Source organism: Pedobacter sp. GQ55, from assembly GCF_059758925.1.
Genome location: NZ_JCAXEI010000003.1, coordinates 332,307 through 350,747, shown reverse-complemented (window position 1 = coordinate 350,747; position 18,441 = coordinate 332,307). Strand labels below are relative to the sequence as shown.

The 18,441-nt window shown below is 36.2% G+C and carries 18 protein-coding genes; 11 read left to right on the top strand and 7 right to left on the bottom strand.

The window, feature by feature from the left end; all coding sequences use genetic code 11:
* Window positions 1-18: 18 nt before the first annotated feature.
* Both AC6CH7_RS10360 and AC6CH7_RS10355 read right to left on the bottom strand, forming a co-directional pair.
* Window positions 19-549, bottom strand: a complete 531-nt coding sequence (locus tag AC6CH7_RS10360; RefSeq protein WP_498262623.1) for an RNA methyltransferase — start codon at window positions 547-549, stop codon at window positions 19-21.
* On the bottom strand, window positions 549-1,700 hold the full coding sequence (locus AC6CH7_RS10355) for a galactokinase (RefSeq protein WP_498262622.1): 1,152 nt from the start codon (window positions 1,698-1,700) through the stop codon (window positions 549-551). The genes AC6CH7_RS10360 and AC6CH7_RS10355 overlap by 1 nt, the downstream gene beginning before the upstream one ends.
* A gap of 154 nt (window positions 1,701-1,854) precedes the next feature.
* On the opposite strand from AC6CH7_RS10355, the gene AC6CH7_RS10350 reads away from it, so the two are divergent.
* A complete protein-coding gene (locus AC6CH7_RS10350; protein ID WP_498262621.1) occupies window positions 1,855-2,892 on the top strand; it encodes an aldose epimerase family protein in 1,038 nt (345 codons plus the stop codon).
* A gap of 327 nt (window positions 2,893-3,219) precedes the next feature.
* Here the strand turns inward: AC6CH7_RS10350 and AC6CH7_RS10345 are convergent, their stop codons facing one another.
* The 4 genes from AC6CH7_RS10345 to AC6CH7_RS10330 form a co-directional block, all read right to left on the bottom strand.
* Window positions 3,220-4,158 carry a sulfite exporter TauE/SafE family protein gene (locus AC6CH7_RS10345; protein WP_498262620.1) on the bottom strand — a complete coding sequence of 313 codons (939 nt, stop codon included), beginning with the start codon at window positions 4,156-4,158 and terminating at the stop codon, window positions 3,220-3,222.
* An 84-nt stretch (window positions 4,159-4,242) separates the two neighbouring features.
* Window positions 4,243-5,610 carry an MATE family efflux transporter gene (locus AC6CH7_RS10340; RefSeq protein WP_498262619.1) on the bottom strand — a complete coding sequence of 456 codons (1,368 nt, stop codon included), beginning with the start codon at window positions 5,608-5,610 and terminating at the stop codon, window positions 4,243-4,245.
* A 101-nt stretch (window positions 5,611-5,711) separates the two neighbouring features.
* A complete protein-coding gene (locus AC6CH7_RS10335; protein ID WP_498262618.1) occupies window positions 5,712-6,335 on the bottom strand; it encodes an AlbA family DNA-binding domain-containing protein in 624 nt (207 codons plus the stop codon).
* Between the two features lie 30 nt (window positions 6,336-6,365).
* Window positions 6,366-6,851, bottom strand: coding sequence for a DUF4442 domain-containing protein (locus AC6CH7_RS10330; RefSeq protein ID WP_498262617.1), 486 nt, complete (start codon window positions 6,849-6,851; stop codon window positions 6,366-6,368).
* A gap of 79 nt (window positions 6,852-6,930) precedes the next feature.
* Here AC6CH7_RS10330 and AC6CH7_RS10325 point away from each other — a divergent pair, with 79 nt between their 5' ends.
* From AC6CH7_RS10325 to AC6CH7_RS10290, 8 genes are all read left to right on the top strand, one after another.
* Complete coding sequence (locus AC6CH7_RS10325) at window positions 6,931-7,236, top strand: phosphoribosylpyrophosphate synthetase (protein WP_294873825.1); 306 nt, start codon at window positions 6,931-6,933, stop codon at window positions 7,234-7,236.
* Between the two features lie 72 nt (window positions 7,237-7,308).
* Complete coding sequence (locus AC6CH7_RS10320; protein WP_498262616.1) at window positions 7,309-7,902, top strand: fasciclin domain-containing protein; 594 nt, start codon at window positions 7,309-7,311, stop codon at window positions 7,900-7,902.
* Between the two features lie 138 nt (window positions 7,903-8,040).
* Entirely contained in the window at window positions 8,041-8,235 is a 195-nt protein-coding gene (locus AC6CH7_RS10315; RefSeq protein WP_498262615.1) for a coproporphyrinogen III oxidase, read from the top strand.
* A gap of 139 nt (window positions 8,236-8,374) precedes the next feature.
* Window positions 8,375-9,598 (top strand): MFS transporter, encoded by a 1,224-nt coding sequence (locus AC6CH7_RS10310; RefSeq protein ID WP_498262614.1) that lies wholly within the window; start codon window positions 8,375-8,377, stop codon window positions 9,596-9,598.
* Between the two features lie 82 nt (window positions 9,599-9,680).
* Window positions 9,681-10,577, top strand: a complete 897-nt coding sequence (gene hemF, locus AC6CH7_RS10305) for an oxygen-dependent coproporphyrinogen oxidase (protein WP_498262613.1) — start codon at window positions 9,681-9,683, stop codon at window positions 10,575-10,577.
* A 121-nt stretch (window positions 10,578-10,698) separates the two neighbouring features.
* The gene (gene gyrA / locus AC6CH7_RS10300) at window positions 10,699-13,293 is read left to right on the top strand and encodes a DNA gyrase subunit A (protein WP_498262612.1); all 2,595 of its coding nucleotides are present in this window, start codon (window positions 10,699-10,701) and stop codon (window positions 13,291-13,293) included.
* A 32-nt stretch (window positions 13,294-13,325) separates the two neighbouring features.
* Window positions 13,326-14,399 carry a tetratricopeptide repeat protein gene (locus AC6CH7_RS10295; RefSeq protein ID WP_498262611.1) on the top strand — a complete coding sequence of 358 codons (1,074 nt, stop codon included), beginning with the start codon at window positions 13,326-13,328 and terminating at the stop codon, window positions 14,397-14,399.
* A 68-nt stretch (window positions 14,400-14,467) separates the two neighbouring features.
* Window positions 14,468-15,616 carry a tetratricopeptide repeat protein gene (locus tag AC6CH7_RS10290; protein ID WP_498262610.1) on the top strand — a complete coding sequence of 383 codons (1,149 nt, stop codon included), beginning with the start codon at window positions 14,468-14,470 and terminating at the stop codon, window positions 15,614-15,616.
* Between the two features lie 453 nt (window positions 15,617-16,069).
* Here the strand turns inward: AC6CH7_RS10290 and AC6CH7_RS10285 are convergent, their stop codons facing one another.
* The gene (locus tag AC6CH7_RS10285) at window positions 16,070-16,453 is read right to left on the bottom strand and encodes a nuclear transport factor 2 family protein (protein ID WP_498263094.1); all 384 of its coding nucleotides are present in this window, start codon (window positions 16,451-16,453) and stop codon (window positions 16,070-16,072) included.
* 272 nt (window positions 16,454-16,725) lie between these two features.
* Between AC6CH7_RS10285 and AC6CH7_RS10280 the strand changes: the two genes are divergently transcribed.
* Complete coding sequence (locus AC6CH7_RS10280; protein ID WP_498262609.1) at window positions 16,726-17,745, top strand: S41 family peptidase; 1,020 nt, start codon at window positions 16,726-16,728, stop codon at window positions 17,743-17,745.
* 93 nt (window positions 17,746-17,838) lie between these two features.
* Complete coding sequence (locus AC6CH7_RS10275; RefSeq protein WP_498262608.1) at window positions 17,839-18,375, top strand: GNAT family N-acetyltransferase; 537 nt, start codon at window positions 17,839-17,841, stop codon at window positions 18,373-18,375.
* Window positions 18,376-18,441: the final 66 nt, after the last annotated feature.

The following is an 18,441-nucleotide window of genomic DNA, read 5'->3' as shown; positions in this document are numbered from 1 at the left end:
TATAGAAGTAGAAATATTTTACAGCCTTAATTTAGCAAAGAAATCCCAAAGCACAATGCCCGCAGATATTACGATATTAAAAGAATGCTTTGTGCCAAACTGTGGAATTTCGATGCATTCATCAATCTGACCCATCACTTCATCACTAACACCATTAACTTCGTTACCAAAAATCAAAGCATATTTTTCAGAAGGTCTCGGTTTATATGTATTTAGCATGATGCTGCCCGCAGCTTGCTCTATTCCAATGATCCGATAACCGTCTGCTCTTAATGAAGCTACGGCATCAAGGGTTGTTTCAAAATGAACCCATTCTACAGATTGTGTTGCACCAAGAGCTGTTTTTTCAATTTCTCTGTGCGGAGGCTGAGCCGTAATTCCGCACAGATATAATTTTTCGATAGCAAAACCATCTGCAGTTCTGAAAACAGAGCCAATATTGTGCATGCTTCGCACATTATCAAGTACCACAATTACAGGTAGCTTTTCTTGTTCTTTAAATTCATCAACGCCAACGCGGTTTAGCTCATCTAATTTTAGCTTTTTCATTAAATAGCAGACGCACCGTTACCAATTTCACTAATATAAATTGCAGCCGGGTAGCCCACACGCGCTACATAGTAGTCCGTAAGCTGTTTGGCAAAATCTTCTTCCTGTCCTTTTTTAAGCAAAGCAATAGCACATCCTCCAAAACCTGCACCTGTCATACGAGCACCAATAACATGCTCATAATCAGAACAGAAATCTACTACAGTATCAAGTTCTACCCCAGTTACTTCATATAGATCTTTTAAGGATTGATGAGAAGCATACATTAAACGTCCAAACTCCACTAAGTTACCCTCATTCAATGCTTTAGCTGCAAAATTAACCCTGTCATTTTCTTTAATAACATGAGTTGCTCTCTTCAAAACAGTTTCGTCAGTAATTAGATGACTATGTAAAGCGAACTTTTCTGCTGTTAACTCACATAAATTATTAAGCTTAATTTCTTGATTTAATTGAGCTAAGGCTGTCTGGCATTCAGATACTCTTTCGTTATATTTAGATTCAGCCAGTTTACGAGGTTTGTTTGTATTGATGATAGCAAGTGAATAATCTCCAAGATTACAATCTACTATCTTATATTTTAATGTATCACAGTTTAATACTATCGCTTTATCAGTTTCACCAAAGGCAACAGCAAACTGATCCATAATGCCACAGTTCACACCTATAAATTCGTTCTCGACTTTCTGAGCTAACAGTGGTAACTCAATTTTTTCATAACCTAACTTAAAATAATCATTTAAAGCATAAGCCATTACTACTTCAATAGAAGCAGAAGAAGACAGACCTGAACCAATTGGAATATTACCAAAAAACAAAAGATCTAAACCTTGCGGAATTTTATGTTTCTTTGAAATTTCATTAAAAACACCCAGAGGATAATTGAACCACTCAGAACCAGTTTTAGTGTAAGATGGTTTCAATTCAATTTCTGCAGTTTCATCAAAATTTAAACTTTTAAATCTAATTACGCTGTCGTTATTTGGGGCAATAATTAACCAGGTTCCTAACGTAACTGCACAAGGCATTACCAAGCCTCCATTGTAATCTATATGTTCGCCAATTAAGTTTACGCGACCTGGAGTAAAATAATGTGCTGTTGGTTGTTGTTCATACTTTTCAAAGAATTTATTGGTTAATTCCGCTTTCATTGTAATATTTTAAATTAATGTTTTAGTTTTAATAAAGTATTTATAGTATTGTTTGACAAACGAGTGGTTCTAAAAATACCTGGCCCTAAATATACAACTATGAACCGAATCGAGTAAGTTCAATTCAACATAAAATGCATTTTATTATATATAAATGAAGACTAAACTAATAAAGACAGGTAAAATTATAGATGGCAAAGAAGTACTTGGTGTAGAGTTAACAAATACTAAGGGAACATATGTCAAAATATACAATTATGGTGCTATAATAAGTAAATTTATAGTAACCAATAAAAATGGAGAAAAGCAGGATATAGTATTGGGATTTGATGATGTTGATCAATACATAAACGAGGAATATTTAGCAGATTACCCTTTTTTAGGGGCTGTTATTGGCAGATATGCCAATCGAATTAAAAATGGCAAATTTACTATTGATGGTGAGGTTTATCAGCTGTCGCAAGCAAAAGGAGGGGACTGCCTGCATGGGGGCGATACCGGCTACGACAAGAGGGTATGGGATGTCTTATCTACCATTGACCCAAGCGTAACACTTCAATATATAAGTCCCGATGGTGAGGAGAATTTCCCTGGAAATCTTACCATTCAGTTAACTTTTAAATTAACTGATGAGGACGAACTGATTCTTGATTTTAAAGCAACAACAGATAAAGCTACAGCTGTTAACTTAACGCATCATGGCTATTTCAATCTCGCGCCTGCAGGTGGTTCAGTTGCTAGACATCACCACAGAATGCCTGCCAGTAATTATCTTGAACAAGATGACAACTATGTAGTAACCGGAAAACTTATTCCGGTAGAAGGTACTCATCATGATTTTTTGGGTGGTAAGGAATTTGACGCAGACTGGGATTCTGCAGAAGGATACGATCAAACTTATGTGCTCGATAAAGAATATGGCGAGCTCACATTAGCTTCTGAAACAACTGAACAAACCGGAGGCTTAAAGCTATCTGTGTACACAACTGAACCAATTGCTCATTTATATACCGGTAAATACCTTAATGTTAAGCACGGTAAACAAGGAAGAAATTACAGACCTTTTGGAGGATTTTGTGTAGAAACGCAACATCATCCAAATGCAATTAATATTCCTGAATTTCCAGGTACGATATTAAGACCGGGTGAAACGTATGCACAAACTACCATTTACAAGGTAGAGCATAGCTGAGGGTTACATATGAAAAGATAAAAGGGTATTGAAGCATTTTCAATACCCTTTTATCTTTTAACCACTACATATTGCTTTTTTTCGCAGGAAGTACACTTATATCTTTTGAGAGGCATCCAAAATAGAATAGTTTTTACGATTTGTTGTCGCGGAATCCGATAATCTAGTGGTTTAGCACATCTACGGCAATGATATTTTTCTATTCCAACTGAATTCCGTTCCATTATCAATCTAATTTAACATTCATTTGGAGTATTTTTTTAAGATTTCCTTTCTGTTATAAAATTACGGAATAATTTTCGAGATTATATTAAGTTACTAAGATTCTTAGGTTAATTTATCTATAAACATCCAAATGATACGTAAGCTTGATATAATTACTATAATACCGACTCCTATAAACATCTTTTTAATAGGAAGTTTCCCCACTAAACGGGCAGCTAACGGGGCTGCTATTATTCCCCCGACAATCAATCCAAGTATCGATTGCCAATGACTTACGCCGAGAATAAAGAAAAACGTGACTGCACTGGCCATGGTTACAAAAAACTCGGTTAAACTTACAGACCCGATTACATATTTAGGTGTACGGCCCTTAGAGATTAAGGTAGAGGTAACCAATGGCCCCCAGCCACCACCACCAAAGGAATCCAGGAAGCCTCCGGCACCTGCCAGCCAGCCTGCACGCTTTACCTTTTGAGGTTTTTGCTTTTCCTTAAATGCATTAGTCAATATCCTGATCCCAAGTAACAATGTGTATATAGAAATTACAGGTCTTATCCACACCGAAAAGGCTTCTCCGGCATATCCTAATAATAATGCTCCTGCAATTGCGCCCAGTACACCTGGAATTAACAAGGTCTTAAAAAGTTTTTTATTCACATTACCAAAACGATAATGACTAAAGCCAGAAGCTCCGCTGGAAAACATTTCAGCAGTATGGATGCTACCAGAAATAACTGCCGGATTTAGACCGCCGGATAACAGCAGGGTAGTAGAAATTACGCCATAGCCCATTCCTAAAGCACCGTCAACCATTTGCGCCATGAAACCGACAACAAGCATCCATAAAAACTTATCATCCAGCTGTGCGTATAATTCTTCGCCAAATGCCAGCGCATCCTGATAGGTAACGTTATTGTAAATAGCAATGCCGATAAACAGGGCTGCCAGTATAAATAGACATATATAAGCGATCCGCTTCCATTTCTTTTCTTGTAATTTATTGCTAACAGCAATTCTAATCTGGTTTTCGCGTATGCTCATTATTGTCTGCTCATATTAAATCTATCGAATTAGTCGACAATATTAGCGCAACTTAATGAATAAACAAAATTTTTATTTTTTTATTTAGCCAGACACCCTGACAAGCAAAATTCTGGTCTTATTTTGAAACCTGATAAACAATAGGACCGAGGCAGTAAGCAAGCCAAAGGTTAACCCGTACCAAATACCATTAACTCCCATGTCAAGCTTTATCCCGAGAAAGTAACCCAGCGGAATACCAATTACCCAGTAGGCAATGAAGGTAATGATGGTTGGAACATTCACATCTCCAATGCCTCTTAAAACCCCTAAACCGACCACCTGGGTACCATCAAATAATTGAAAAAATCCTGCAATAATAAGTAACTGGGCAGCAATACTAATTACAGCATTATCTTCTGTATACAGAAAGGGTAGCCAGTTATTCGCCAGTACAAAAAACAAGGCAGTAACAGTCATAAACAAGAGTATTACGTGGTAACTTGCAATAGCCGATTGCCTAAGGTCTTTAAAATTGCTTTTCCCAAAATTATTGCCTGTTTTAATAGTAGCCGCCGAGGCAATTCCACTAGCCATCATATACGTAATAGAAGCAAGGTTTATGGCTACCTGATGGGCAGCTTGTTCTACTGCCCCTATGGTTCCTATTAATATTGCTGCTCCGCTGAAAGCACTAATTTCAAAGGAATATTGCAGTGCAACCGGGGCGCCAATTTTCACGATTTTAAATGCTCTTACTTTGTCAAAGAAGGTCGCTTTAAATTGCTTAATATAAACCTTAAAGACAGCTGAGCGTAAAACATATATAGTCATTACAATAGCCATAACCGTACGATCTATCAAAGTACTCAGGCCTACACCTTTTACTCCCATAGGAGCTACGCCAAACATCCCCTTAACAAAAATGACCCCTAAAACAATATTAATCACATTACCCCAGATAGACACAAACATGGCTTGTTTTGTAAAGCCTAATCCTTCGGCAAACTGTTTGAAAGTTTGAAATATCATTAATGGAATAATTGAGAAACCAAGCAGCCCCAGATACGGTTTTGCATAAGCAACAACTTCGGGCGACTGCCCAATATGATCTATTACCAACAAAGTGCCTAAATGAACAAAGGCATATAGCAATAAAGAGATAGAGAAATTTATAATTAAGCTATTAGAAAGTAGCTTACCACATTCATCGTAATTTTTACGGCCGTTCTCCTGGGCTATCAGTGGAGTCAATCCATAAGCTATCCCCATACCTAAAACCAGGATGAGCATAAACAGACTGTTCACCAAGGATACAGCAGCGAGTTGAATTGTACCTGCAAAATGACCGACAATAACACTGTCTGCCAGGTGGGCAAGGGTATGGCCCAGCTGAGAAACAACAATTGGCATTGCCAATCGTAAATTATCAGAATAATAAGGTTTGTACTTAGCGTATAAGGTATTCAACATTTTAGCAAAAGTCGGTTATTTTGTTGTGATTTATGAAAACATAGCCAGCTTTATCTCGATTGCTTGAAATAATGATGTTCAGGTAGCCAAGCGAATGCAGGTTATACTGTGGTAAAAAACTCTTCCTTATCTGAGGTATTGGGCTTAATAACGCCGCTTAGAATTAAGCTTACCAATATCTTCTGCGCCTGCCGGTAGGAGCTGCGTGTAAGCTTACTAAACTCCTTAAGCGTTATTCTGCCTTCAAGACTAAGATGCTCAAATAATTTCTTTTCCTGCTCTGTATAAGTAATTAGCTGGCCATTGGCTTTACTACTTTTTTTAATCACATCAACGATGATCTTGCTGGCCAAAATGCTTTTATCATTTACCCGATAATAAACCCACCATTTTTTATTTTCATCAAGCGCATAATGCGGTTTGATATCACTTTCGGCAATTTTTACCACCAGCACTAATTTATCATCAATATATATTTCCTCAAATTCAGGTTCTATTGCAGGTTTACAAAACTGATGAGCAGACTTGGTGATCATATAACGCTCTTCATCTTCAGATTTCACACCTTTAATACTTCCATCATCAGCTACACCAATAAGCAATTGGCCTCCTTTATTATTAGCAAATGCAACCAGACTCTTAGCAATCTTTTCGTTGTTTGTAATCGTCTTTTTGAAATCCAGTGTAGTTCCTTCGCCCTGCAAAATTAGTTTCCTGATATTCATTTTTATATGTTGTTAAGCGAATGGTAATATTTAATAAGCTATTCGTGGTTGTTCGCCCTGATGAAGGTTACGAACATACACTTCGTTTAATACAGTAGCACATATTTCACCTTCGGCATTGGTTATTTCCATTGGATAAGCCTTTACAAATTTTCCCGAGGTATTTAAAGCCTCAATAGCCTCATTCAACATATCATCTGTAACTATTATGGTAAAGTATAAATTGCCCCGACCAGGCTTTAAATACTGTATAGAGGCACTTTTTAGCCAAACCCTTACCTTAAATCCTTCTCTTTGAAGCAGCTGATCAAACAGTAATGCATAAAATGGATCAGTTGCAGCATATATAGTACCTCCAAATATAGAACCGTTATAATTTTTATTAAAGATGCTCTTGTTAATTTTTACATCAACTCCTCTGAACCCTTTATGAAATCTTTTAACCCATATGCGTTGGAACAGCATAGGAGGGTACAAGCACAATCCCCACTTAAGGGTTTTCTCTGATACAACCATGATGCTTAAATATCAGAAAGTTTATTGAACTATGAAATTTTATGTGGTAGGATAAAGTAAATTTTTAGTAAATTAGAGTATGTATATATACGATACCCTTACAGCAGCTGTGTCTGACCTCGAGAAGCGAGGTTATGAATACGATTTTACGCTTAACTCAGACTTTCTAGAGTGTAAAGCAATTGACATGAGATTGATGCCCGAAGAGTTTGAGATTGATGAGTTTTACAGATTTGAAGGCATGAACGACCCGGACGACAGCGCAGTGATCTATGCCATATCATCTCCAGTAGGTAATTTAAAAGGGGTATTAATTGATGCTTATGGGGCTTACGCCGAAAATGTTTCGCCTGAATTGCTTGATAAATTAAAAATGCATCAATAAAAATCTGCTTTGTTGTTATTCTCGTTTATATGTTAAATAAAACGAAAATCTAAAACAACAAAACTAAATTTTATGAAAAAGCAATTTTTAAGTTTAACCGCAGGTATGGCATTACTGGCTCTTGTTTCAGCTTGTAACTCATCTAAAACTGCCGATACAACGAATGATAGCTCAATGATGGATACTTCTGTTGTTGACACAACTATGGCTGCAGAAAATGGAGTTGAAGTTGGCGGTACCATGATGGTTCCATCTAAAAATATTGTAGAAAATGCTTTAGGATCTAGTGATCACACTACATTGGTTGCGGCTGTAAAAGCAGCCGGACTGGTTGAAACACTAAGCGGAACAGGCCCATTTACGGTATTTGCGCCTACCAACGAAGCATTTGCTAAATTACCTGTAGGTGCGGTTGATAATTTATTGAAACCGGAAATGAAAAAAGATCTTACCGGTGTACTAACTTATCATGTGGTGGCGGGTAGCTACAAATCTTCTGATTTAAAAAATGGAATGGAGCTTACAACTGTGCAGGGTCAGAAAGTTAAGCTAACAGAAAAAAACGGTGAATGGTGGGTTAACGATGCTAAAATCACCATTCCTGATGTAATTTCCAGTAACGGTCTAACCTATGTAATAGACGGTGTTTTGATGCCGAAAAAATAAATAATAGTTAATTTTTAAAGGCATTTTTGGTAAAACAGGAGTGCCTTTTTTCTGTTTTTAACTAACAAGTTTTAAATTATTTAAAACTTTTATGGGTTGACCTTGTTGATTGTCCAGTACATATATAAAAACAATCCTATGAAAAAGTTAATTTTAAGTCTTGCTTTTGCGGGCTCGGTAATAATAGCCATTTCAGCATGCAACTCAACGAAGAATGTATCAGGTACTTCAGATAGTACCTCAACAGACACAACAATGAAACCTGTGGATACTGCTAAAACAGTTCCAGCTGACACTACTAAATTACCACCAGATACAACTATAAAACCTTAGTAATAGAAATCTTAGGTAAATAACGAGCAATAATTCAAACACGTATCGAGGCAAATTGCTTCGATACGTGTTTTTTTTATTAAAATGTTTTATCAGAAATAAAATTTGTTTGTATTTTCAGCAACCAAACAAACTTTGTATGATTAACAGCAAACAGAATAGAAGTGTATTTTTTTTAATCCTGGTGGCGGCGCTGGGCTATTTTGTAGATATATACGACCTTCTTTTATTTCTTATTATTAAAAATAAGAGTTTATCGTCATTAGGAGTTCCGGCGGGTAAAATTACCGAAACCGGTCTATATCTGATGAACTGGCAAATGGCAGGGCTACTTATTGGAGGTATATTCTGGGGTGTTCTGGGAGACAAGAAAGGCAGGTTATCTGTACTTTTTGGTTCCATAATCATGTATTCGCTGGCCAATATTGCTAACGGGTTTGCTACAAGCATTCCAGTATATGCAGCGTTAAGATTTATTGCCGGAATAGGCTTAGCAGGGGAACTCGGTGCCGGTATTACGCTTGTAAGCGAAAGTATGAGTAAGGAAAAGAGGGGATACGGAACGATGCTGGTAGCCGGAATTGGCCTTATGGGCGCTGTTGCAGCATATATAGTTGGAGATCTTTTTGAATGGAGAACCGCATTTTTTGTTGGGGGAGGCCTGGGTATTGTACTATTGGCCTTAAGATTTGGTGTTTTTGAATCTGGATTATTTGAAAAGATGTCTAAAAAAGAAGTTACCAAAGGAAATTTCTTTATGTTATTTTATCCCTGGAAACGTTTATCTAAATACCTAAGCTGTATCCTTATCGCTATACCACTATGGTTTGTAGTAGGTATTCTGGTTGGTATAGCCCCTGAATTTGGAAAAGCATTGAACGCCGTCGATGTTCTCGACAACGGAAAAGGTGTAATGTTTACTTATATAGGGATTTCATTAGGCGATTTCTTAAGTGGCGCTTTAAGCCAGCTTTTCAAAACACGTAAAAAGATCGTTTTTATCTTTATCACGCTAACATTTTGCGCCATGCTGGTATATCTGTTAAACACAGGATGGACCGCCACTGGCTTTTATATATTATGCGTATTTTTTGGTTTGTTCACAGGATATTGGGTTGTATTTGTAACTATTGCAGCAGAGCAATTTGGAACAAACCTACGTGCCACTGTGACTACCAGTGTTCCAAACATGGTAAGAGGATCGCTGATTCTGGTTACGCTTTTATTTCAGTTTTTAGTGGTAAGAATGGGAATTATTAACGCAGCACTTTGTCTGGCAGTATTAACAGTAGGACTTGCATACATCGGTTTGTACAATTTAGATGAGACTTATGGCCGCGATTTGAACTTTGAGGAGGAGTAGTGTCAAAAAAATGTACTATCTGAAAATTAAAGGAATGATGCCTTTTTATTAAGGTTAACTTTGCGTGTATAGTTTTAAAGAAATGGTGTTTAAAGATAGAGTAGTAGCGGCTTATCAGCAAATTCAGGATCAGATTTGCAAAAGCCTGGAGTTGGCAGACGGCAAAGCTAAATTTGAAGAAGAGATTTGGAATAGAGATGGTGGCGGCGGTGGTCGCACGCGCATAATGCAACACGGTAATGTTATTGAAAAGGGTGGCGTTAACTTTTCTGCAGTACATGGTAAACTACCAGAATCCGTTAGAAAAGCCTTTAAGGTTGATAGCGAAGACTTTTTTGCTACCGGTGTATCAATCGTAATGCACCCAAATAATCCTTTTGTACCTATAATTCATATGAATATTAGGTATTTTGAAATGGATAACGAAACAAGATGGTTCGGTGGAGGGATAGATTTAACCCCACATTATATTATCGATACCGATGCACGATATTTTCACCATCTTCTAAAACATACCTGCGACGAATTTGATACTTCCTTTTACCATAAATTTAAGGCACATGCCGATGACTATTTCTTCATCAAACATCGGGAAGAAACCCGGGGAGTTGGGGGTATATTTTACGACCGATTAAAACCTGAAAACACAGGTTTATCCTTTGATCAGATTCTTGATTTTTCCATTGCAGTTGGTAATACATTTATTCCTGCATATACGGAACTAATTGACAGAAACAGAGATAAGGAATTTAACGAGAAGCAACAAGAGTGGCAATACCTGCGCAGAAGCCGGTATGCTGAATTTAATTTGGTCTATGATGCAGGAACAAAATTTGGTCTCGAAACCAATGGCAGAATTGAATCTATTTTAATGAGTTTACCGCCTATGGCCAAATGGATCTACAATCATCAAACACTTCCAGACAGCGAAGAATCCTACACTTTAAGCAAGCTTAAAAAAGGTATAGAATGGGCTTAAGAATAGCCTAATTTCTACGTTAAAATTTTTCCACAATGCGCCTTAATGGCGCTTTTTTTATTAGCTTCGCAAGGTTATAAGAATACCACATTTAAATCGTTCTTAAGGAACATTAATATTTATGGCAGAAGATTTAGAAAATCAAGAAAACGACAAAATAATAAGGATCGATATTGACGAGCAAATGAAATCAGCTTACATCGATTATTCGATGTCGGTTATCGTATCAAGGGCTCTACCTGATGTACGTGATGGATTAAAACCTGTACACCGCCGCGTGTTATATGGTATGCTCGATCTGGGATTAACAAACAACAAACCATATAAAAAATCTGCACGTATTGTAGGTGAGGTACTCGGTAAGTATCACCCGCATGGTGATGCCTCTGTTTACAATACTATGGTAAGGATGGCTCAGGAATGGAGCTTACGTTATTTAATGGTTGAAGGACAGGGTAACTTTGGATCAATTGATGGTGACTTTCCAGCAGCAATGCGTTATACAGAGGCCCGCTTCCAGAAGATCGCAGAGGAAATGCTTGCCGATATCAATAAAGATACTGTAGATTTCCAGTTAAACTTTGATGATTCATTACAAGAACCAACAGTTCTTCCATCAAAAGTTCCAAACTTACTGATAAACGGATCATCAGGTATTGCAGTGGGTATGGCTACAAATATGCCTCCTCACAACATTACTGAAGCAATTAATGCAACAATAGCTTACATCGAAAATAACGACATTACTATTCCTGAATTAATGAAGCACATAAAAGCACCTGATTTTCCTACAGGAGCTATTATTTATGGCTACGCAGGTGTTCAGGAAGCTTTTGAAACAGGTAGAGGTCGTATTGTAATGCGCTCTAAAGCAGAAATTGAAACCACAAAAGACCGCGAAACCATTATTGTAACCGAAATACCTTACCAGGTTAATAAGGCAATGATGATTGAGCGTACTGCTGAACTTGTTGGAGAGAAAAAAATTGAAGGTATTTCGAACATTAAGGATGAGTCCAATAAAGACGGTATCCGTATTGTTTACGAAATTAAGCGCGATGCTAATGCTTCAATCGTACTAAACAACCTATTCAAGCAAACTGCTTTACAAACTTCATTTAGTGTAAATAACATTGCGCTTGTTAAAGGCAGGCCGCAATTATTAAATCTAAAGGACCTGATTCAATATTTCGTTGAGCACCGTCACGAAGTTGTAATCCGCAGAACCAAGTTTGAATTAGCCGAAGCAAAAAAACGTGCTCACATCTTAGAAGGCTTGTTAATTGCACTTGACCATTTAGATGAAGTAATTAACTTGATTCGTAGTTCAGATACCCCTGAGGAAGCCAGAGTAGGCTTAATGGAGAAATTTGGATTAAGTGATATTCAAGCCAGAGCTATTCTTGATATGACACTCCGCAGGTTAACCGGTCTGGAGCGTGATAAAATTAAAGACGAGTACAACGAGTTAATGAAAACTATAGAATACCTACAGTCTATTTTAGATGATGAAGGTAAACGTATGCAGATCATCACCGAGGAATTAACCGAAATGAGAGAAAAATACGGTGATGAGCGTAGAACTCAAATCGTGCACTCTGCAGAGGACATGAGCATGGAAGACTTCATCGAAGATGAAGACGTAGTAATTACCATTTCTCACGAAGGTTATATCAAACGTACGCCTGCAACGGAATATCGTACTCAAGGTAGAGGTGGAAAAGGTTCAAAAGGTAGCGACTCAAGAAATGAAGATTTCATTGAACACATGCTAATTGCATCAAACCATAACTACATGTTGTTCTTTACAGAAACAGGTCGTTGTTTCTGGTTAAGGGTATACGAAATTCCTGAAGGATCTAGATTAAGTAAAGGAAGAGCAATCCAGAACATCATTAATATCCCTAAAGAAGAAAAGATTAAAGCCTTTATTAAGGTTAAAAACCTTAAAGATCAGGAGTACCTTGAAAATAATTATATTATCATGTGTACCAAAAAAGGAACAATCAAGAAAACTTCTTTGGAAGCATATTCAAGACCTAGAGTTAATGGTATCAATGCGATCAACATCAATGAAGGAGATCAGTTACTTGAAGCAAGTTTAACCACAGGAACCAGTGAAATTGTTATGGCATTGCGCTCTGGAAGGGCAATTCGCTTTAACGAAGAAAAGGTTAGACCAATGGGAAGAACTGCAACTGGTGTTCGTGGTGTAACCCTTGCTCATGAAAATGATGAAGTAGTTGGCATGATTGCTGTTAATGATCCAGGAGCTACTGTTCTTGTTGTATCAGAAAAAGGTTATGGTAAACGTACCGACATCGAAGATTATCGCGTTACAAACAGAGGTGGTAAGGGTGTTAAAACCATTAACGTTACTGAAAAAACCGGAGCGCTTGTTGCAATTAAAAACGTAACTGATGCAGATGACTTAATGATCATCAATAAATCAGGTATTGTCATTAGAATTGTGGTTAGCGAATTAAGAGTAATGGGCAGAGCAACACAAGGTGTTCGTTTAATTAACTTAAAAGGTAACGATGAGATTGCTTCAGTAGCAAGAATTGATCACGATGACGAAGAAGTGGAAGAAACAACTGAAAGCCATATTGTGGTAGACGGTGAAGCTCTTGAAGCTGCTCCTGACGAGGATACTACAGAAGAAGCTGGTGAAGAGGAAGCTGGCGACGATGCGGAGGAAGAAACCGAAGATTAAAAACCATAATTGTTGAACATATATTAAATAAAATGAAAAAGATACTTTTTAGTTTATTATTTGTAGGTGTTGCCACACTTGCTAATGCACAAAAGAGTGAAATTGAAGCTGCTAAAAAACAATGGGCACTTTTGTCTTTAAACAAAGACAAAACTTTGGCTGAAAATTTAAAAACTCTTAATGAAGGGTTGGCACATACAGATAAAGCAATTGCTCATGAGAAATCAAAAGACCTGGTTGAATCTTGGTCATACAGAGCATTATTTTCTTCAAGAATTGCGTTGGTAGATTCATTAGACGCTGCTAATTCATCTGCAAATCAAAAAATTGCTGAAGAAGCGGTAGAAAAAGCAAAAGCATTAGATACTAAAGGCAATGAAAAAGAAAATATTGAAAATGCCAGATTAACCATTCAGGATGCAATGAGAAACAGGGGAATCTACGCTTACCAAAAGAAAGATTTCGCTGGAGCTTTAGCAGCATTTAATGAAGTAACTGCTAAAAACCCTAACGATACAGCTATGTTTATCAATGCTGGTGTTGTGGCTAAAGAAGCAAAAAACTACCCTGAAGTAGTTAGAAACTTTAAAAAAGCTATTGAGTTGAACTATAAAGATTCTAAAATGCTTTATAATGATATCATCAAAACTACTTTTGATGATATAAAGGATAGCGTTGCAGGTTTAACTATATTAAAAGAAGCATCTGCTAAATATCCTGATGATCCTTATTTTATCGGTGTAGAAACTGATATTTATTTAAAAAGAGGAGATATTGCTAAATCACAGGAAATGCTTGGTAAATTGGTGGCAAAAGAGCCTAAAAACGCAAACTACCAATCGTTGTTAGGTGACACTTACTATAAACAAGCACTCGCTATACAAACTCAAAGAAATGCTTTAGATCCTAAGAAAACTAAGGAATTTAGTGAGCTGGGTACTAAAATGACTAAATTCATAGATCAGGCGATTCCTTACTACAAAGCAGCACTTGATATAGATCCAAAACATGTAAATACTTTGGAAAACTTAGCTATTATATATGCTTTTAAAAATGATAATGTTAACTACGAAGCCATTAAGAAAAGATTGGCTGAATTAAAATAAGCACATTCAAAATTTTTGAAAATGAAAAGAGGGATAGATTTATCCCTCTTTTTTTTTAAGTTTGTATTATGAGTAAGATATCTTTTATTGGTACTATATTTTTAGTTGTAACCACTTGTAATGTGGCTTTTTCTCAAAAAAGTCAACTTCTAATAGCAAGAAATAGCGTAGGTAAATTGCAAATGGCTATAAACAATAAGCAAGATGCTAATGCACAATTGGGAATAATAGGGGAAGGGATAAAAGCAAGTGAAGCTGCGCAGAATGATAAGAAAACAAAGAAATGGCCTGAGACTTGGGCAATTAAAGCTTACCTAAGCTCATATGTAGCTATTACAGATCCAAACGAGGGCAATTCAGATAAATATTATGGTTTAGCCATAGAAGCAATAGATTCAGCTAAAAGATTAGATAAATTTCAAACAAATACCCACTTAATAGAGGCATCTATATACAATATTAATATCAAAAAGCAGGAAAAAGCAAATGCAGCTTTCGCAAAGAATGACTTCACAACGGCCTTTAGCTTATTAAAAGAAGTAAGTGATTTTTTCCCAAAGGATACTACTTTAGCCGTTAATACAGCTTTGGCTGCTCAAAATATTAGAGGTTTCGACAACGCACTTGAATATTTTAAAAGGGCAAAAGAAAACGGAGCGAGAAATCCCGCGATATTTCAGAACCTTGCCAATATATATACTTCAAAATTTGAAACCGATCAGGCAATTAAAACACTTGAAGATGGAATCAGAGTAAACACCGGAGATGTTAACTTAACCAACAATTACATCAACTTATTACTTGATAACGAAAAATATGCTGAAGCAATAAAAGTGATTGAGAATACACTTAAGACCGACACAGCTAACAAATTACTTTATTTCCTATATGGATACCTATACCAAAATAATTCTGGCTTAGGCACAGCAGAATTGGCTTATAATAAAGCGTTAGTTATCGACGAGAATTATTTTGACGCCCTGTACCAATTAGGCGTTGCTTACATACAATCTGCTAACGAAGCATTAAAATCAGCTAGTGCAGATAAAAATCAGAAATTCACATCATTCATTAACAGAGCTGAAGTTGCATTATTGCAAGCTCATGAGATCAATCAGAACGATAAACCCACGGTCCAGCTGTTAATAGAAATTTATACACGTAAGAACAAGCTGGATAAAGTTCAAGAACTTAAATCCAAATTAGAAGAGTTTTAAAGTAATGATTAGAATAACATCTCCAAAAGGAGAGATGTGTAATTTATTACTTAACATAATATTAATTATGTGACTTATATATAATACTATTTGTAAGCGCGTTCTATCAGTTTTTTTGTTCTGTCTAAAACAAATTATGACGTGTTAATAAAACAATTTGTGACCGTAGTAGATTTTTCTACCAGAAATCCAAATGTGATGTACGAAACAGGCATAGCACATACTTTGGGAAAAACTGTTATACCTATTGCGCAATCAATGAATGATATACCATCCGACCTTACTCATCATCGGGCATTGATTTATCTTCCAAATCACGAAGGATATCGGAATCTTTCAAATGAGTTATGGGCTAGATTATGTACCATTTTAGGCCGAAAAAAACAAGTTAATAAAACATGAGTTACAGCCAATTTTGTGTGTGCCGTAAATCGGAGTAAATTTATCAGTGTTTTAATTGCCATGTCCGTAACTAATCACTCTTGATATTTTCCACATACCATTTTTCTTCTGCCAAACATGTATGAATTTATATGTCCCACCAAGCCTTTCTATCCCTTCTTTATTTTTATGATAAAAACGATGCATCGCTATTTCAATTGCACCATAATCTTTAATTGGATAAACTTCCAAACTACTTTTCACAAGTTCCCGTCTTAGGTGTAAGTCTGTTGCACAATTTTCCGTGAATGATTGTAACTCACTTTTAAGTGAAACAGTCAACCCTCCTTTGTCATGATAAAACTCAAGATCGTCAGTAAAGTATTTTCTATAGGACAACGTATCACAGTTATTGAATGCATTAAATAATGCTACTGTCTGCCGAAAGAATTTCACTATATAAATGAGTTGTTGTTTTGTTTTTTTTAGCAGTATTTGATATATCAGTCTGTTGAGCAAAAATTGAAATAACAAAAAAATTAATGAGAAAAAAAAGCCCGATGGTTTTATTTGTCATGAGGCTGTTTTGAAATGTGAACAATGGCTGTCATTTTAATTGCATGCTATTCCCAAATATACGTAATGCAATCGTTCGTTTTATTGTAACTAATTCCATGATTGGTGGTCTATTATCTATCTTGCAAACCTATAACCTCAATAATATAAGCATGACACAAAAAATCTTTTTGTATATCGGTATTATATTGGGTCTAAGCCATCTTTCAGCCTCATCTCAAGAACTTAAAAATAAAGAAATCCAATTTTTGATTGATAGTACTATTTCAATCATGAAAAACAATTCTGTAAATTCAAATAGGGTTAATTGGGCAGTACTTAAGGAGAATGTTTTACTAAAAGCAACTAATCTATCAAGTCCATATGAACTCGGTAATGTCATGAGATACTTGTATAGGTCTGTTAATGATTTCCACGGTGCCTTCTTTTATCGTGACAGTATTTTTAAGTATAATAGAAATGAATCGATTATTTCTGATAGTATTAGAAATGAATGGAAAAAAAGATCTGGCATAAAGACTAAAATACTAAGAGATAATATTGGCTATTTAAGAGTGCCTTCAATGCCAGGTGGATCCAAAAGCAAGTTTGATTCACTTGGGCAAAGCCTTAATGATAGCCTTTGTTTCCTATTGACGAATAACATAAAAGGGATTATTGTTGACCTTAGAACCAACGGAGGAGGAGCAATGTATCCTATGATTTTAGGACTGGAGCAACTATTACAACGAGAACACATAGGCTCATTTCAAACGAAAATTGAGTCTAAATGGTTATTAAAAGATCATAACTTCTATGTCGATACAGCGAAATTGGCTAGCATAATCCCTAAATGTTCGACTGATGCTGCAAGTTTGCCGATAGTTATATTGACTAGCAATGCAACGGGGAGTTCAGGAGAATTTTTAATTATGGCCTTTAAGGGTAGACGGAACACTATTATCCTGGGGGATACCACCGCTGGTTATGTAACGGTCAACGATGGGTTTAAAATAAACAATGAAGCGTTTATGAATTTATCAGTTGGATATGCAAAAGACCGAAAAGGAAAGACTTACACTAAAGCACTGGAACCCGACATTTCGATTTCTAGTCCGGATAAATTCAATGACTTGCAGAATGACAAGAAAATTATAGTTGCAATTAATTGGTTAAGATCCATTAAAAATTAAGCCTTCGTTTTTGTGTAACGCAAATTTATCGTTTATTAATAATAATACCGACTTTATTTTAAATAGTTTATTTTAGGTTCTTAGTTAAGGGAAATGGTTGAATTAGAGTATTCGGAAATAAAAACGAAAAGACTTTTGTTAAGGTCTTTCGATGCAAATGACCTTGAGAATGTTTTTAAAGGACTTTCAGATCCCGACGTAATAAAATACTATGGGATAAGCTACCAAACGTTAGAGTCAGTTAGGGAACAAATGCTGTTTTTTGAAAATCTTGAGACCAGCAAAACTGGAAAATGGTGGGCAATTTGCTCGTTGGATAACCAGATATTTTTTGGTGCTGGAGGGTTAAATAATATAAGCAAACAACATAGAAAGGGTGAAATTGGATTTTGGCTGCTAAAATATTTCTGGGGACAAGGAATCATTTCGGAAACAATACCGTTGGTTTGCAAATACGGCTACGAAAATTTAGGTCTTCATAGAATTGAAGGGTTTGTGGAAAGCGAGAATATAAATAGTAAAAAAGCCCTGGCTAATTCGAATTTCAAATATGAAGGAACTATGAAAGATTGTGAGATTAAGAATGGTCGGTTTATCAGTTTAGACATTTTTGCCCAATTAAAGGTTTAATTTTCGAAGAGAACCCACACAGCATTAGCATCCCGGTGTGCCGAAATACTTTTTCACGATTCCGCA

Coding starts and splice junctions, on each gene's coding strand:
- AC6CH7_RS10360 (WP_498262623.1), bottom strand. CDS start 549: ATGAAAAAGCTAAAATTAGATGAGCTAAACCGCGTTGGCGTTGATGAA.
- AC6CH7_RS10355 (WP_498262622.1), bottom strand. CDS start 1,700: ATGAAAGCGGAATTAACCAATAAATTCTTTGAAAAGTATGAACAACAA.
- AC6CH7_RS10350 (WP_498262621.1), top strand. CDS start 1,855: ATGAAGACTAAACTAATAAAGACAGGTAAAATTATAGATGGCAAAGAA.
- AC6CH7_RS10345 (WP_498262620.1), bottom strand. CDS start 4,158: ATGAGCATACGCGAAAACCAGATTAGAATTGCTGTTAGCAATAAATTA.
- AC6CH7_RS10340 (WP_498262619.1), bottom strand. CDS start 5,610: ATGTTGAATACCTTATACGCTAAGTACAAACCTTATTATTCTGATAAT.
- AC6CH7_RS10335 (WP_498262618.1), bottom strand. CDS start 6,335: ATGAATATCAGGAAACTAATTTTGCAGGGCGAAGGAACTACACTGGAT.
- AC6CH7_RS10330 (WP_498262617.1), bottom strand. CDS start 6,851: ATGGTTGTATCAGAGAAAACCCTTAAGTGGGGATTGTGCTTGTACCCT.
- AC6CH7_RS10325 (WP_294873825.1), top strand. CDS start 6,931: ATGTATATATACGATACCCTTACAGCAGCTGTGTCTGACCTCGAGAAG.
- AC6CH7_RS10320 (WP_498262616.1), top strand. CDS start 7,309: ATGAAAAAGCAATTTTTAAGTTTAACCGCAGGTATGGCATTACTGGCT.
- AC6CH7_RS10315 (WP_498262615.1), top strand. CDS start 8,041: ATGAAAAAGTTAATTTTAAGTCTTGCTTTTGCGGGCTCGGTAATAATA.
- AC6CH7_RS10310 (WP_498262614.1), top strand. CDS start 8,375: ATGATTAACAGCAAACAGAATAGAAGTGTATTTTTTTTAATCCTGGTG.
- hemF (WP_498262613.1), top strand. CDS start 9,681: ATGGTGTTTAAAGATAGAGTAGTAGCGGCTTATCAGCAAATTCAGGAT.
- gyrA (WP_498262612.1), top strand. CDS start 10,699: ATGGCAGAAGATTTAGAAAATCAAGAAAACGACAAAATAATAAGGATC.
- AC6CH7_RS10295 (WP_498262611.1), top strand. CDS start 13,326: ATGAAAAAGATACTTTTTAGTTTATTATTTGTAGGTGTTGCCACACTT.
- AC6CH7_RS10290 (WP_498262610.1), top strand. CDS start 14,468: ATGAGTAAGATATCTTTTATTGGTACTATATTTTTAGTTGTAACCACT.
- AC6CH7_RS10280 (WP_498262609.1), top strand. CDS start 16,726: ATGACACAAAAAATCTTTTTGTATATCGGTATTATATTGGGTCTAAGC.
- AC6CH7_RS10275 (WP_498262608.1), top strand. CDS start 17,839: ATGGTTGAATTAGAGTATTCGGAAATAAAAACGAAAAGACTTTTGTTA.